This is a genomic window from Xanthomonas euvesicatoria (genome assembly GCF_013112235.1).
GTDB lineage: Bacteria > Pseudomonadota > Gammaproteobacteria > Xanthomonadales > Xanthomonadaceae > Xanthomonas > Xanthomonas euvesicatoria.
The window spans coordinates 2,114,251-2,129,570 of record NZ_JABFFS010000001.1 but is presented as its reverse complement, the minus strand read 5'-3'; the positions used below and the strand labels follow the sequence as shown (position 1 = coordinate 2,129,570).

Sequence of the window (15,320 nt, the reverse complement as noted above, 5' to 3'; positions counted from 1 at the left end):
TCGCCATCGCGGTGCCGGGCGCGACCCTGCATCGCTCAGCGGCGTTCGTAATCCACGAACGAAAACGCATGGGCATGCCGGGCGTCGGCAGCATGTAACTCGCGCCTCGCCGGCGACCACACCGCAGGGTCGATCGGCGGGAAGTGCGTATCGGCGCCATCCACCGCGGTGTCCACTTCGGTCACGGCCAGCAGATCGGCGCGTTCCATGGTCAGGCGATACACCTCCCCGCCACCGATCACGCACAGCTCCTGCGCCCCCTCCTGCACGGCGCGTTCGATCGCCTGCTCCACCGATGCGACCGCCTGCATGCCGTCGAACGGCACCTGCCCCGAGCGGGTCAGCACCAGATTCAACCGCCCCGGCAACGCACGCCCCAGCGACTGCGCCGTCTTGCGCCCCATCAGGATTGGCTTGCCCAGCGTCAGCGCCTTGAAGCGCTTGAGATCATCGGGCAGCTTCCACGGCAGCTCGTTATCGCGACCGATGGCGTTGTTGCGGTCCAGCGCCACGATCAACGAAAGTTTCAAATCAATCACTCTTCTTATCTTCAGCAAAAGGACCACACAGGATTTTCATCGCGGCGACAGCGTTCAACACGTCTTGCTCCATGGGCGCTGTGCTGGGCCGGTTGAACTTGACCCAGGCAAACGAGGTAACTAATGGAATCATCCATTGCGTGAGCCGCGTACCATCTACACGCGAGGCATCGGTGCGATAAGCCTGAAGAGGACCGAACTTGATCCACTCGCCTTTTTCACGCTTTAGCTTTTTATCGAGATGAAACGTTGCCGCCGCCAATCGCTCCATGCCTGTTGCCGAATCCAACGGACCGATCGCCGGTGCGCAGCTCATCTCAACCGTGACCGGCCTGTTTGCATCGAACTGCGCGCTGTTCAACGTAATGATTGCGCTTCTGTCAATATCAGGATGCACCAGGTTAGACGGGGCTAGCGTACCCGTAATGCCATTAGGAAGCTCAATGCTACCTGCCGGACCACGCACAGTCTCGGCAAAAACCAGTGTACTGGTCGAAGCCAACATGAGACCCGCAACCGAAAGGAACAGACGTCTCTGCATAATTTCTTCTTTGAGTAATGAGTTTTAAACCGCCACCGGCGCCTTGATCGCCGGATGCGGGTCGTAGCCTTCGATGGAGATGTCTTCGAAGCGGAACGCGAACAGGTCGGTGACCTCGGGATTCAAACGCAAGGTGGGCAGCGCGCGCGGCGTGCGCGTCAGTTGCTCGCGTGCCTGCTCGAAATGATTGGAATACAAGTGCGCATCGCCCAGCGTGTGCACGAAATCGCCAACGCCCAGGCCGGTGGCCTGCGCCACCATATGCGTCAGCAGCGCATAGCTGGCGATATTGAACGGCACGCCCAGGAAGATGTCGCCGCTGCGCTGATAGAGCTGGCAACTGAGCCTGCCGTTCACCACATAGAACTGGAACAGGCTGTGGCACGGCATCAGCGCCATCTGCGGCAGCTCGCCGACATTCCAGGCGCTGATCACCAGCCGACGCGAATCCGGATTGCGCTTGATTTCATCCACCAGCCACTGCATCTGGTCGATTTCGACACCGTCCGGGCCGGTCCAGCGCCGCCACTGCTTGCCGTACACCGGACCGAGATCGCCGTTGTCGTCGGCCCACTCGTCCCAGATGCGTACCTGGTTGTCGCTGAGGTAGCCGATATTGGTGTCGCCCTTCAGGAACCACAGCAACTCATGGATGATCGAGCGCAGGTGCAGCTTCTTGGTGGTCACCAACGGGAAGCCGTCGTTGAGATGGAAGCGCATCTGCCAGCCGAACACGCTGCGCGTGCCGGTGCCGGTGCGGTCGGACTTCTCTGCACCGTGTTCCAGCACGTGCTGCAACAACTCCAGGTACGGCTTCACTTGGCAGCCTCCACGCCTGCGGGCGCCGGCAGCACCGGCTGCAACACCGGCGCGCGGCGCGACATCGCCAGCAGCACCAGGCCAACCGCAATCAACGGCAGGCTCAGAATCTGGCCCATCGTCAGCCAATTGAAGGCCAGGTAGCCGATCGGCGCGTCGGGCACGCGCACGAATTCGACGATGAAACGGAACACGCCATACAGCAATGCAAACAGGCCAGAGACCGCATACCGTGAGCGCGGCTTCATGGAGAACGTCCACAACACCACGAACATCACCACGCCTTCCAGTGCAGCTTCATAGAGCTGCGATGGGTGGCGTGCGAACTGGTTCAACGCGCCGGCGGCGTACTGCGCCTGGATCTGCGCGGGCAACCGGTCCGCCAGTTCCGGCGCGTGCGGAAAGATCACGCCCCAGCCGGCCTGGGTGAATTTGCCCCACAATTCGCCGCCGACGAAATTGCCGAGCCTCCCGAAACCAAGACCCAGCGGCACCAGCGGGGCGACAAAGTCCATCACATCGAAGAAGTGCAACCGGTGCTTGCGCGCCCACAGCCAGCAGGCGATCAACACGCCAAGCAGGCCGCCGTGGAAGCTCATGCCGCCTTCCCAGACCTTGAACAGGATCAGCGGGTTGGCCAGGAAGGTCTCGAACGCATAGAACAGCATGTAGCCGATGCGCCCGCCCAACACCACGCCGAGCATGCCGTAGAACAGCAGGTCGGAAAAACCATCCATGTCTACCCCGGGCAGGCGACCGCGCAGGATGCGCGAACGGCCCAGCGCCCAGGCCGAGAAAAACGCCGCCAAATACATCAAGCCGTACCAGTGCACCTGCACCGGGCCGAGCGAGAAGGCGATGGGGTCGATGGCGTGCAGATAGATCATGCGGACCGCGTATCACAAACAAGCGAGGCCGCTATTCTGACACCTCGCACGCGCTCAGCCTAAAATCCGCGGCCGGTCAGGTAGCTCGTCTTCATGCTGCGCGCCGTCTGTGGCCGGGAAATGCTCGGCCAACAGCTCGGTCACCGCCTCGATGCCGGCCAGGACAGCCGCTTCGTGCTGGCCTTCGCGCAGGAATTGCTGCATGCGCCGGCACACCTCTGCCCAGCGCGCTTCCGGCACCCGGCTGCGCAGACCGCGGTCTGCCACCACCTCGATGGCGTGGTCGGCCAGCAGCAGGTAAATCAGCACCCCGTTGTTGGCTTCGGTATCCCAGGTCCGCAGCTGGGCGAAGGCCTGCTCGGCGCGCTGCCGCGCGCTGTGCCCTCGCCACAACGCCTCCAGCGGCAGGTCGGCCTCGACCGCGACCATGATCTGGCCGGTGTGCGAGCGCTCGCTCGCGGTCACCGCCGCCGCAATGGCGTCCATGCATGCGGCTGGAAAAGTGCGCTGCGCCGAGGGCGCGAAGATATGCCTGAGCCACCGCATTACCAGCTCCCCGAGGCGCCACCGCCTCCTGATGACCCGCCGCCACCGCCCCAGCCACCACCGCCGCCGAAACCGCCGCGGCCGCCGCCGCCAAATCCACCGAAGCCGCCGAAGCCGCCGCCCCAGCCTCCGCCACCGACAAAGCGGCCGGGCGAGCCGGAGGACAGGCCGGCCAGCAGGCCGATCAGCGCCGCGCCCGCACTGGCCAACAGCAACGACGTCAACAGCAACGCCGCACCGCCGGCGGCAACGCCGGTCAGCACGGCGCGCAGCGGGCGCGGTAGCGCGCCCAGGATGCCGCGCGCCACCATGGCCACCACGAAGCCGATGAACAGCGCCATGATCCAGCCACCGCCGCCCGCGCCGTTGCCGCCCTCGGCATGCCCGCTGACCGGCGCCGGCAGGGCCTCGCCCTCGATCAGGCCGGCCAGGGTTGCGGTCGCCGCCGTGATGCCACCAGCGTAATCGCCCTCACGGAAGCGCGGCGCCAGATATTCCTGGATGATGCGGTTGGCGGTGATGTCCGGAATGGCGCCTTCCAGGCCGTAGCCCGGCTGGATGCGGACGCGGCGGTCGTCCTTGGCCACCAGTAGCAGCACGCCGTCGTCCACGCCCTTGCGACCGATCTTCCATTGGTCGAACACGCGCTGGGTGTATTGCTCGATCGCTTCCGGCTGCGTGGTCGGCACGATCAAAATCTGCAACTGCGCGCCCTTGCGCTGCTGCAAGGCCAGCGCCTGTTGCTCGAGTTGCTGGATCTGCGCCGCATCCAGGGTGCCGGTGACGTCGACCACCGGCGAGCGCAGCGGCGGGATGGCAGCCAACTCCTGCGCCAGCAGCGATGCCGGCAGCAGCAACGCCATCATCCACACCACTCGCAAACACATTCGTCGCATTGCCAACTCCTACCTGATGCGCGCCGATCGTCCATCAGCGCGGGGTTTTGCGATTGCGTCTTCCCTGCAGGACGTTGCCACTTACAGAGAACGTGTGCGCCTGAAGCGAAGCCACGGGTGGTCGAACGACCGCGAAGCCTGGCGGCCTACCCTCACCAAGCCCTTCCTCGATGGGAGAGGGCTAGGTCTCGCCTCGACACGGTCTGTCGGCTTGGTCCGCAGATTCGTGCTGATGTGCAGCTCGGCGCGCATCACCTGGCGCGTGCCCGTACGTTGCTCGACAGCGCGCGTACTGCGCTTGCTAGCGACCACTGCACAAGCGCCGTGCACGCACAGCAACTGATTACTGCACAGGCTGCGGCGCGGGCTGTTGCTGCGGTGCCTGCTGCGGCGTCTGCTGATTACCGAAATCCACCTGCGGGGCGCGCGAGATCTGCGCTTCGTTTTCCACGCTGAAATTGGGCTTGGGCTGGTAGCCGAAGATCTTGGCCGTGATCACCTGCGGAAACGAGCGGATGTAGGTGTTGTAGTCCTGCACGGTCTGGATATAGCGGCCACGTGCCACGGTGATGCGGTTTTCGGTGCCTTCCAGCTGCACCTGCAGATCGCGGAACGACTGGTCCGACTTGAGCTGCGGATAGTTTTCGCTGACCACCAACAACCGCGACAGCGCGCTACCCAACTCGCCTTGCGCCTGCTGGAACTGCTTCAACGACGCTTCGTCATCGGCGTTGACCTGGATCTGGCCCACGCGCGCACGCGCATTGGTCACTTCGGTCAGGACCTGGCGTTCCTGCTGGGCGTAGCCCTGCACGGTGCGTACCAGGTTGGGAATCAGATCGGCGCGGCGCTGATACTGATTGAGCACCTCCGACCAACCGGCCTTGACGCCCTCTTCCTTCTGCTGGATCGCGTTGTAGCCGCAACCGGACAGCGACGCGGTCAGGATCAGCAACACCAAGGCGCGAATCAGGACAGGCATGCAGGCGATTCCATTGGAAGAGAGCCCGAGCATGCCACGTGCCAGGTCAAGCCCGCATGCACACGCCCCTGCCCGGCTCGCCCTGCCTGCCGCGCGTCACCACAGCCGCGGCAACAGGATCAATCCCCAGCACAGCAGCACATTGATCAGCAGCACGAACACCGCCGCCGAGCCCATGTCCTTGGCACGCCCGGCCAATACGTGATGTTCCGGGCCGTAGCGTTCGATCACCGCTTCGATGGCCGAGTTCAGCAGTTCGGCCGCCAGCACGATCAACAGTGGTGCAAGCAGTGCAATGCGCTCGAGTCCCGACTGCCCGAGCCACAGACCGAGCGGCACCAGCACTGCCGCCAGACAGACCTCCAGGCGGAACGAGGATTCGTGCAGCCACGCCGCGCGCAATCCCTGCCATGACCAGATCGCCGCCTTGAGCATGCGACGCGGGCCGCGCGGGACGTGCCCCAATTGATCGGCCATGCGTCAGTGCGTCCTGCCGCATGGGCGAAGAGGGGAACAAATCAAACGCATGGCATGGTCGCTGCTGGGGAAAGTGCGAATCTTGCACCGTGGCGCCCCGCCCCGCCAGCTGCCTGCAGGTTTGCCCTCAGCTTCCAGCCTGGCGCACCATGGCAGCCCGCTTCACTTTGAAGGTTCCTGCATGACCATCCATCGCCTGCGCAGCGTGCTGTGCGCCCTAGCCCTTCTGTCCGGCCATGCGTATGCCGACGCCCTGCACACCGCTCCGGCGGTGCCGGCGCAGGTCTCCAATGCCGCTTGGGAACAAGACATGCAACGCTTCGCCGAGAGCGACGCGCGTCAGCCGCCGCCCAAGCACGGCATCGTGTTCGTCGGCAGTTCATCGATCCGGTTCTGGGAGACATTGGCCCAGGATTTCCCGGGCAAACCGGTGATCAATCGCGGCTTTGGCGGCTCGGAAGTGCGCGACAGCACCTGGTACGCAGACCGCATCGTGATTCCATACGCGCCACGCCAGGTCGTGCTGTACGCCGGCGACAACGACCTCAACAGTGGCCGCACACCCGAACAGGTGCGCGATGATGTGCTGGCATTCGTGGCACGTGTACGCCGCGACCTGCCCGAGGCACGCATCAGCTATCTGTCGATCAAGCCCAGCCCGTCGCGCGCGCAACTGCTGCCGGCCGTGATCAAGGCCAACCGCCTGATCAAGGACGCGCTAGCCCCGCTGCCGCGTGTGGACTTCGTGGACATCTACACCCCGATGCTCGATGCCAGCGGCAAACCGCGCGCAGAACTGTTCCGCGCCGACAGGCTGCATATGACGGCCGATGGCTACGCGATCTGGCGCAAGGTCGTGGCACCGGTATTGGAACAACGCTAGAACGCAACCGAGCCGATCCGGCGCGGCTGTCGCCGGATCGGCCGGCCTGCAGGGGAGACCTTGGCTGCCGCTCCATGCCGGCGCGTTTTTTCAAGGCGGCAGCCTGCCGGCCCTGTTCCCACACACAACGGACGTAGGCGTCTGCGATTTGGGCACGTGGCGACCGCATTGGCGGTGTGCGCAAGAAATGCCGGCAATGCCAGGCACCTGCAACGTCGCTGAAGGCACTGCAAACGCCCACGCGCCGGCGCACTGTTGGCACCACGTTGAGCGTTCCGGCTGCCGAGCGGTAAATAGGGTGATCGAAGCGGTTAGCCAAGCGCGTGCAGCAGCCGGTCGTCGTCTTCCGGCCATGCCGCCTGACTGTTGAGCGGCAGCAAGGCGTCATCAGCAGGCGGCAGGACCACAAAGTGACGCCTCAGGCGACGACCACCGCCACGGACGTGCCGACGCCGGCTTGGCTCTGCAGTTCGATACGCCAGCCGAAGCGATCGCATAGCCGACGGACGATCGACAGGCCGAGCCCAGTGCCTTGCGGGCGGGTGGGGTCGGCGCGGAAAAACGGTTCGAACGCGCGGGCACGCGCCTCTTCGCTCATGCCAATGCCGGTATCACGGACCACGATGCGGTCGTGGGTCACCTCCACCTCGATGCTGCCGGTATCGGTGTAAGCGCAGGCGTTACGCAACAGGTTGCTGAGCACCACCCGCATGACCCTGGGCGGGGCGAACATCTGCAGGCTGCGGTCGCCGACCATGCGCAACGACACCGGTTTGTCGCCAAGCAATTCGCGCGCACTTTCCAGCTCTTCGCTGGCAAGCTCGGCCACATCGAAATTTTCGCTCTGCGGGTCGATCTCGGCTTCGCGCGCCAGGATCAGGAAGGCATCGATCACCGCTTCCATATCGTGGCCGGCGCGCTGGATGCGACGCAGGCTGCGCTGCGTGCGCGCCGACAACTCGTCGTCGGCCAAGGCCATGTCGCTGGCCACGCGGATCACCGTGAGCGGAGTGCGCAATTCATGGCTGGCATCGCGGGTGAAATTGCGTTCGCGCGCGACATGCTCGCTGACGCGCAGCCCCAGCGCATGCAGCGCGGCGGCCAGCTGGCGCGTTTCGCCCTGCAATTCGGCAGGCAGCCGCTCCGGAGCCAGTTCGTCCACATCCGGGTTGCGTGGGTCCCAATGCGAGACGCGCCGGGCCAGCCAGCTGATCGGCGAGACCAGCCGCTTGGAAACCCGATAGGTGAACCAGGACACGCCATAGATCGCCACCAACACCACGATTGCCGGCACCACACCGAACCACAGCGTCAGATGCGCCGCACGCGAGCGCGGAAACACCAGATACAGCCGCCCCTCCGGGCGTTGATCGACATACACCAGCGCATCGGCGGCAGCCACTTCGCTGAAACCCGGAGATAGATGGCGCAGTGCGGCCGGTGCAGCCTCGGCGGCGGTGCCGGCGGGCGAAAAATACCCTTGGATATTGCGAGTATTGGGCGGCCGGTTGTCCGGCACGCTCTTTTGCATCTGCCAGAAATGCACGGCCTCGTCGGCGAGCACGGTGCGCACCAGGCTGTATTTGATGACGAACGACACCAGATACCCGGCCAGCACCAGCGCCAGGCTCGCCAGCGCGACCTGCAGCAGGAAGGCGAGACGTATTTTTCTCGGAAGCCCGTGTGGCATTACTGCATCCAGGGAAGAGCGCCGGAGTATAGGCAACGCTTCCGTGAGTCCTTCGTGCAACCAGCCGGCAGCACAGGAGATCGATCGGCGCATGAGCGCCTATACAGCGGCCGGCCGCCAGAACGGCGGCCGGCGCGTGACATCACGCCATCGGTTGGGCGATGTCGGCGATGCGATAGCCGGCGCTCTGCACGGTGTGCAGCAGCGGACGGTCGAACGGCTTGTCGATGATCTTGCGCAGGTTGTACAGATGGCTGCGCAGGGTGTCCGAATCGGGCAAACCGTTGCCCCAGATTTCGCGCTCGATTTCCTGGCGGGTGACCACACGCGGCGATTCGCGCATCAGGATGGTCAAAAGGCGCAGGCCGATCGGCGAGAGCTGCAGCTCGGTGCCGGCACGGGTGGCGCGCATGCTCACCGGGTCCAGCACTAGGTCGGCGACCTTGAGCACTTCCGAGCCCACCTGGCGACGCTCGCGGCGGATCAGGGCACGCAGGCGCGCCTCCAGTTCCTGAATCGCGAACGGTTTGGTCAGGTAGTCATCGGCGCCAAAGCCCAGGCCGGTGAGCTTGTCGTCCAGCGTGTCGCGGGCGGTCAGCATCAACACCGGGGTGGACTTGCGTGCGTCGTTACGCAGGCGGCGACACACTTCGATGCCGTCCAGGCGTGGCAGCATGAGATCCAGCACGACCACGTCGTAGCTGTTCTCCGCGGCAAGACGGTAGCCGTCCAGGCCGTCCTGCGCGTAGTCGACCTCGAAGCCACGGCCTTCCAGGTACTCGCCGATCATTTCGGAGATATTGCGGTTGTCTTCGACGACCAGCACGAGGCCGGACGTTTCCTTGGTCTGACGCATGGACTTTCCTCGGTCTTCAGCTTTGTGAAACATGCCGGATCGACGGTGGAAAGAGCGTGAAGACCGGATAACGTTTCGTGTTCCGCGGCATTTAGCGGCCGAGCAGCGGGCGCAATGCCGGCCATACCGTCTCCAGCACCTTCGGTTGCGCGGCGGCGGTGGGGTGCAGACCGTCCGCCTGCATCAGGCCGGGCTGCAGCGCGACCTTTTCCAGGAAGAACGGCACCAGCGCGGTCTTGTACTGTGTGGAGAGGTCCGCATAGGTGGCCTTGAGCCGCTCGCGGTAGGCTGGGCCGTAATTGGGCGGCACGTCGATCCCGAGCAGCAGCACCTTGGCACCGGCGTGCTGGCTGAGCTGGATCATCTTTTCCAGGTTGCCCTTGAGCTGGGCCGGGGTCAGCCCGCGCAGCGCGTCGTTGCCGCCGAGCTCGATGACCACCACGCCGGGGCGGTGCTTTTCCAGCAGGCCCGGCAGCCGGGTCAGCGCGCCGGAGGTGGTTTCGCCGCTGATGCTGGCATTGACGACTGCCGGGGGCGTCGCCATGTCACGCTTCAGGCGCTGGTCCAGCAAGGTCACCCAGCCGGACTGCACCGGGATGTTGTGCGCAGCGCTCAGGCTGTCGCCCACCACCAGGACCGGCGCAGTGGCGACCGGACTTTTGGCAGAGGCAATCCCCGGCGCAAGCAGGGAGAGTGTCAGCAGCCACAGGGCCAGCACGCCATATCGCAGTGTTCTTTCACGCATTCGGAGATTCCTCATCGACAGTCTGGCCCCCCGCTCCAGCACCCGCACCGCCATCGACGTTCGCGAGGTCGGCAAGTCCGTCAGTGGCCCGGAGGGAACGCTCCACATCCTCGACAACGTGAGCTTGACGGTCAGTGAAGGCGACAGCATCGCCATCGTTGGCGCATCCGGTTCCGGCAAGACCACCCTGCTCGGCCTGCTGGCCGGGCTGGACCTGCCCAGCCGCGGCAGCATTGCGCTGGCGGGCCAGGACCTGGGCCAGCTCGACGAAGAAGCGCGCGCTGCGCTGCGCGCCCGCGACGTCGGCTTCGTGTTCCAGAGTTTTCACCTGCTGCCGGCGCTGACTGCTGAAGAAAACATCGCACTGCCGCTGGAACTGGCCGGGCGCGAGGATCCGGCGCGGGTGCGCGAAGTGCTGGAGGCCGTGGGCCTGAGTGCACGTGCGCGGCATTACCCGCGCCAGCTGTCCGGTGGCGAGCAGCAACGCGTGGCGTTGGCGCGCGCCTTCGTGGCCCGCCCGCGCATCCTGTTTGCCGACGAGCCCACCGGCAGCCTCGACCAGGCTACCGGCGCGCAGATCAGCGACCTGTTGTTCGCGCTCAATGCCACCAGCGACACCACCCTGGTGCTGGTCACCCACGACATGAGCCTGGCGCAGCGCTGCAGGCACATCTACCGCATCGACAGCGGCCGCCTGCACGCACAGACCGGTCCGGCGGCATGAACGTCGTGCGCCAAGCCGCGCGCGCCGTGCGCCGCGAATTCCTGGCCGGCGATCTGCTGACGGTGTTCGCCGCGCTGGTGCTGGGCGTGGCGGTGATGACCGCGGTGGGCACCCTGGTCGACCGGGTGACGCTCGCGCTGACCTCCAGCGCGGCCGAAGTGCTCGGCGGTGATCTGGGCGTGACCGGGCGGCAGGAGATCCCGGCCGACTTCGCCGCAGAAGCCCAGCGACGCGGCCTGCAGAGCACGCGCATGGTCAGCTTTCCCAGCGTGCTGTTCCATGGCGATGCCAGCCAGATGGCCAATATCCGCGGCGTCGGCCCCGGCTACCCGCTGCGCGGGCAGTTGCTGGTGTCCAAGGACGGCACCGGGACGGAAGGCAGCGTCGCCAGCGCACCGCCGCCGGGCCAGGCCTATGCCGATCCGCGTCTGCTCGAAGCGCTGGGCCTGCACGTGGGCGAGCAACTGGAATTCGGTGCCGGCCATCTGACCATCACCGGCGTGTTGCGCGCCGAGCCCGATGCCTCCGGGGAGCTGATGCAGCTCTCGCCGCCGCTGCTGGTCAATCGCGCCGATATCGACGGCGCCGGCCTGCTCGGCCCCGGCAGCCGCGCCTCCTATCGGTTGATGTTCGCCGGCGCACCGGATGCCATCGCCGACTTGCGCGCCTGGCTCAAGCCACGCGCCAGCGAGTATCGCCTGGTGGGTATTGAAGACACCCAACGCGGCATGCGTGCAGCGTTTGATCGCGCCGGCCGCTTCCTGGCCTTGTCGGCGTTGCTGGCGGTGCTGTTGTCCGGCGTGGCCACGGCCCTGGCAGCGAACCGGTTTGCGATGCGACGCATCGACACCGTGGCGGTCTTGCGCTGCCTGGGCGCCCGCCAGCGCGACATCCTGGCAATGCTGTCGCTGCAGTTGCTGCTGACGGCGATTCCGGCCTGCCTGGTCGGTATCGGGCTTGGCATGCTTGCGCAGGAAGGCCTGGTACAGGCGCTGGGCAGCCTGATCCCGAACCGGTTGCCGCTGCCGCAGGCCACCCCGGCCCTGGCCGGTGCGGGCATCGGCCTGGTGCTGTTGCTGGGCTTCGGCCTGCCGCCGCTGCTGCGGCTGCGCAACGTGCCACCGATGCGCGTGCTCAACCGCAGCTTTGCTGCAGTGCCGCCCAGCTCGTTGCTGGTGTATGGCGCCGCCCTGGCCGCCACGCTGGCGCTCACCGTCTATGCCACCGGCAACCTGGTATTGGCCGGCTGGGTGCTGGGCGGCCTGGCCGCGCTGGCACTGGTGGCGATGTTGCTGGGGCTGGGCCTGCTCGCGTTGCTGCGACCGATTCAGCACCGTCTGCGCGGTGCCTGGAAACTTGGCCTGGCCTCGCTGACACGGCGCCGCGGCTTGAGCGTGGTGCAACTGGTCGGGCTGTCGCTGTCGTTGTGCGCGCTGTTGCTGCTGGCGGTGGTCGGCCCGGGCCTGCTCGGTCAATGGCGCGACCGCCTGCCGGCCGATACGCCCAACTACTTCCTGATGAACATCCAGCCCGAACAAACCCAGCCGGTGCTGCAGACGCTGCGCGGCCTGGGGGTGAAGGATGCGGCCGTGGAGCCGTTTTCCACGGGGCGCCTGGTGGCCATCAACGACAAACCGCCGGTGCGTGGCGACCGCGACCCGGCCGACGACGGCGACGGCGACAACCGCCCGGTGAATTTTTCCTGGCGTCACGCGTTCCCGCCGGCAAATACGCTGCTGCAGGGCAAGTTCTGGGCGGCCGACAGCACCGCGGCGGAAGCCTCGGTGGAAGAAGGCTGGGCGCAGCGCTACCAGCTCAAACTGGGCGATCGCATCACCCTGCTGCTGGGCGAACAGCAACGCACGTTCACCGTGACCAGCATCCGCAAGGCCGATTGGGATTCGTTCCGGGTCAACTTCTTCCTGCTGCTCAATCAAGGATCGGTCGGCGATGCGCCGTACAACCTGATTTCCGCCTTCCACCTGCCGCCGGGCAATGCGTCCAAGCTGGCGGCGCTGAGTCGCGACTATCCGAACATTTCGTTGCTGGATATCGATGCCATCCTGGGCCGCGTGCGCGAGGTCATCGACCAGGTGGCACAGGCGGTGCAACTGGTGATGGGCTTCAGCCTGCTGGCCGGCATGCTGGTGTTGCTGGCCGCATTGCAGGCCACCGCGGGCGAACGCCGTTACGACAGCGCAGTGTTGCGCACCCTGGGCGCACGCCGTGGCCAGCTACGCGGTGCGGTGCTGGTGGAATTCGGCGCGCTTGGCTTGCTGGCGGCGACGCTGGCGGTGACCGCTGCGGCCGTGATCGGCGCGGTCGTGGGGAAGCAGGCGTTCGAGATGGCGTTGACACCGGATTGGCCGCGCCTGCTGCTCGGCGGCGCATTCGGGCTGGCCTTGAGTCTGTTGGCGGGTTGGTCGGGCACGCGGCGCATCCTGTCCACGCCGCCGGCGTTGGCATTGCGGAGCGAATAAGCGCGGGTAAAACGCGTCGCATGCGGGCAACGGCATGCGACGCGCGGCCCGGTGGCTGTGCTGCAGGCCAGCTCACGGACGCTGTGGCGCGCAGCGTGAGGGGCCTTGCTCTTCTGTGAGTGCTGCATATGTCTGCAGCGCATAAGCACCTTGCAAATCGTACGTTCGCAGCAGTGACACGACTGCCTAGAGTGGTATGTCCGGCCGCCGGCCCAGGCGGCCTTTCGTTGCCGTCGAGGTGCCACGTCATGGCCAGCATCACTTCCGCAGCGCGTGTGCACACGCCGCGCGATGCGTCTTCCCCCGTGCAGAGCTCCAGCGTCAGGATCGTGCCATTCGACGCTCCGCTGGGCGCCGAGGTGATCGGGCTGGACCTTGCGCAGCCGCTGGACGCCGCCACCTTCGCGCGTATCCATCGCGCGCACCTGGATTACCACGTGCTGGTGTTTCGCGATCAACGCATCACACCGGCCCAGCAGGTGGAATTCAGCCGTCGCTTCGGGCCGCTGCAGATTCACGTGCTGCGCAACTTTCAACTGCGCGGGCACCCGGAAGTGCTGGTGGTGTCCAACATCAAGGAGAACGGCGAGCCGATCGGCCTGGGCGATGCCGGGCATTACTGGCACTCGGATCTGTCGTACAAGCAAACACCGAGCCTGGGGTCGCTGCTGCATGCGCAGGAGCTGCCCGGCGAAGGCGGCGACACCCTCTTTGCCAACCAGCACCTGGCATGGCAAACGCTGCCCGAATCGCTCAAACGCGCCGTGCAGGACCTGCGTGCCGAACACAGTTATCTGGCCAAGTACGAGGAGTTGCGCGCCCGCAATCCGTGGCGGCCGGCACTGACGCCGGAGCAGATTGCCGAAGTGACACCGGTGCAGCACCCGGTGGTGCGCACGCATCCGGAGACGGGCCGCAAGGCACTGTTCGTCAGCGAGCATTTCACCACGCGCATCGTCGGCTTGCCCGAGGACGAAAGCCGCGCGCTGTTGCAGAGGTTGTTCGAACACTCCACGCATGCTGCGCTGGTGTATCGGCATCGCTGGCAGCCGCACGACATGGTGTTCTGGGACAACCGTTCGGTGATGCATCTGGCTGCAGGCACGCCGGATCATCTGCGGCGCCGGCTCAACCGCACCACCATCGAAGGCGATGCACCGTTCTGAGCCTGCACCTGTTCCCTCCCCTTCCCGACTGGAGCGCCGCATGCGTTTGACCGTCACTTCCCACGCTCCTGCGCCGCGCCGGCGTTTTTCGCGGCGCATCGCGCTGCTGGTGTTGGCCGCGCTGCCGCTGTTGCACAGCGCGCATGCGCAGGCCGAAGGCAAGCTGCGGATCGCCAAGCAATTCGGCATCGTTTACCTGCTGCTGGACGTGGCGCAGGACCAGAAGTTGATCGAACAGCAGGGCAAGGCCGCCGGTGTGGACATCGACGTGCAATTCCTGCAGCTCTCCGGTGGGGCGGCAGTCAACGATGCGTTGTTGACCGGTTCGATCGATATCGCCGGTGCCGGTGTCGGGCCGCTGTTCACCATCTGGGACCGCACGCGCGGCCGCCAGAATGTCCGCGGCGTCGCATCGCTGGGCAATTTCCCGTACTACCTGATCAGCAACACTCCGCGCATCAAGTCCATCGGCGATTTCACGCCAAAGGACCGCATTGCGGTGCCGGCAACAGGTGTCTCGGTGCAGTCGCGGTTTCTGCAGCATGCCTCGCAACAACGCTGGGGCGACAAGGGCACCCATCAGCTCGACGCGCTACAGGTCGCCTTGCCGCATCCGGATGCCGCCGCGGCGATCATCCGTGGGCGTACCGAAATCACCGCGCATTTTGCCAGCCCGCCGTTTCAGGAGCAGGAACTGGCGCGCAACCCGGCCGCGCATATCGTCACCAGTTCCTACGAGATCGAAGGCGGCCCGTCGTCGGCAACGGTGTTGTACGCCACCGAAAAATTCCGCAAGGACAATCCCAAGACCTACCGCGCGTTTGTCGCCGCACTGGACCAGGCGGCGAAGTTCGTCACGGCCCATCCGGAGCAGGCGGCCGATATCTTCCTGCGTCGTAATGGCTCGGGCATCGACCGCGCGCTGGTGCTGCAGATCCTCAAGGACCCGAAAGTGCAGTTCACCGTGGCACCGCAGAACACGCTGGGGCTGGGCAAGTTCATGCAGCACAGCGGGGCGATCAAGCAGGCGCCGGGCAAGGTGGGCGATTACTTTTTCGACGACCCGCTGATTGCGGGCGGGAGCTGAGC

General features: G+C 65.7%; 16 protein-coding genes. 5 read left to right on the top strand and 11 right to left on the bottom strand.

The features are described from left to right. Positions 1–35 precede the first annotated feature (35 nt). From HLH45_RS09050 to HLH45_RS09015, 8 genes are all read right to left on the bottom strand, one after another. Positions 36–530 carry a dihydrofolate reductase gene (locus tag HLH45_RS09050; protein ID WP_029818724.1) on the bottom strand — a complete coding sequence of 165 codons (495 nt, stop codon included), beginning with the start codon at positions 528–530 and terminating at the stop codon, positions 36–38. Between the two features lies 1 nt (position 531). Further along, the gene (locus tag HLH45_RS09045) at positions 532–1,044 is read right to left on the bottom strand and encodes a hypothetical protein (protein WP_033479102.1); all 513 of its coding nucleotides are present in this window, start codon (positions 1,042–1,044) and stop codon (positions 532–534) included. Between the two features lie 60 nt (positions 1,045–1,104). After that, positions 1,105–1,899 carry a thymidylate synthase gene (locus HLH45_RS09040; RefSeq protein WP_008576386.1) on the bottom strand — a complete coding sequence of 265 codons (795 nt, stop codon included), beginning with the start codon at positions 1,897–1,899 and terminating at the stop codon, positions 1,105–1,107. After that, positions 1,896–2,786 (bottom strand): prolipoprotein diacylglyceryl transferase, encoded by an 891-nt coding sequence (lgt, locus tag HLH45_RS09035; RefSeq protein WP_008576385.1) that lies wholly within the window; start codon positions 2,784–2,786, stop codon positions 1,896–1,898. Before lgt ends, HLH45_RS09040 begins: the two co-directional genes overlap by 4 nt. 54 nt (positions 2,787–2,840) lie before the next feature. Then, on the bottom strand, positions 2,841–3,332 hold the full coding sequence (locus tag HLH45_RS09030) for a TPM domain-containing protein (protein WP_014089431.1): 492 nt from the start codon (positions 3,330–3,332) through the stop codon (positions 2,841–2,843). Then, positions 3,332–4,228, bottom strand: a complete 897-nt coding sequence (locus tag HLH45_RS09025; RefSeq protein ID WP_031421176.1) for a TPM domain-containing protein — start codon at positions 4,226–4,228, stop codon at positions 3,332–3,334. The genes HLH45_RS09030 and HLH45_RS09025 overlap by 1 nt, the downstream gene beginning before the upstream one ends. Before the next feature lie 343 nt (positions 4,229–4,571). Then, positions 4,572–5,210, bottom strand: a complete 639-nt coding sequence (locus HLH45_RS09020; protein WP_008573598.1) for a LemA family protein — start codon at positions 5,208–5,210, stop codon at positions 4,572–4,574. A 96-nt stretch (positions 5,211–5,306) separates the two neighbouring features. Further along, positions 5,307–5,687 (bottom strand): diacylglycerol kinase, encoded by a 381-nt coding sequence (locus HLH45_RS09015; RefSeq protein WP_008573596.1) that lies wholly within the window; start codon positions 5,685–5,687, stop codon positions 5,307–5,309. A 181-nt stretch (positions 5,688–5,868) separates the two neighbouring features. On the opposite strand from HLH45_RS09015, the gene HLH45_RS09010 reads away from it, so the two are divergent. Then, positions 5,869–6,570 (top strand): SGNH/GDSL hydrolase family protein, encoded by a 702-nt coding sequence (locus HLH45_RS09010; RefSeq protein ID WP_008573595.1) that lies wholly within the window; start codon positions 5,869–5,871, stop codon positions 6,568–6,570. Between the two features lie 418 nt (positions 6,571–6,988). Here the strand turns inward: HLH45_RS09010 and HLH45_RS09005 are convergent, their stop codons facing one another. The 3 genes from HLH45_RS09005 to HLH45_RS08995 form a co-directional block, all read right to left on the bottom strand. Then, on the bottom strand, positions 6,989–8,260 hold the full coding sequence (locus tag HLH45_RS09005) for a sensor histidine kinase (protein ID WP_008573593.1): 1,272 nt from the start codon (positions 8,258–8,260) through the stop codon (positions 6,989–6,991). Between the two features lie 142 nt (positions 8,261–8,402). Continuing rightward, the gene (locus HLH45_RS09000; RefSeq protein ID WP_002811889.1) at positions 8,403–9,116 is read right to left on the bottom strand and encodes a response regulator transcription factor; all 714 of its coding nucleotides are present in this window, start codon (positions 9,114–9,116) and stop codon (positions 8,403–8,405) included. A 91-nt stretch (positions 9,117–9,207) separates the two neighbouring features. Next, positions 9,208–9,876, bottom strand: a complete 669-nt coding sequence (locus HLH45_RS08995) for an arylesterase (protein WP_005910775.1) — start codon at positions 9,874–9,876, stop codon at positions 9,208–9,210. A 103-nt stretch (positions 9,877–9,979) separates the two neighbouring features. On the opposite strand from HLH45_RS08995, the gene HLH45_RS08990 reads away from it, so the two are divergent. The 4 genes from HLH45_RS08990 (at position 9,980) to HLH45_RS08975 (ending at position 15,318) form a co-directional block, all read left to right on the top strand. Continuing rightward, a complete protein-coding gene (locus HLH45_RS08990; RefSeq protein WP_011346467.1) occupies positions 9,980–10,585 on the top strand; it encodes an ABC transporter ATP-binding protein in 606 nt (201 codons plus the stop codon). Continuing rightward, positions 10,582–13,065, top strand: a complete 2,484-nt coding sequence (locus HLH45_RS08985) for an ABC transporter permease (RefSeq protein WP_008573586.1) — start codon at positions 10,582–10,584, stop codon at positions 13,063–13,065. The genes HLH45_RS08990 and HLH45_RS08985 overlap by 4 nt, the downstream gene beginning before the upstream one ends. Before the next feature lie 248 nt (positions 13,066–13,313). Next, entirely contained in the window at positions 13,314–14,231 is a 918-nt protein-coding gene (locus HLH45_RS08980) for a TauD/TfdA dioxygenase family protein (protein WP_008573584.1), read from the top strand. Positions 14,232–14,271: 40 nt separating this feature from the next. Continuing rightward, a complete protein-coding gene (locus HLH45_RS08975) occupies positions 14,272–15,318 on the top strand; it encodes an ABC transporter substrate-binding protein (RefSeq protein WP_008573582.1) in 1,047 nt (348 codons plus the stop codon). Positions 15,319–15,320: the final 2 nt, after the last annotated feature.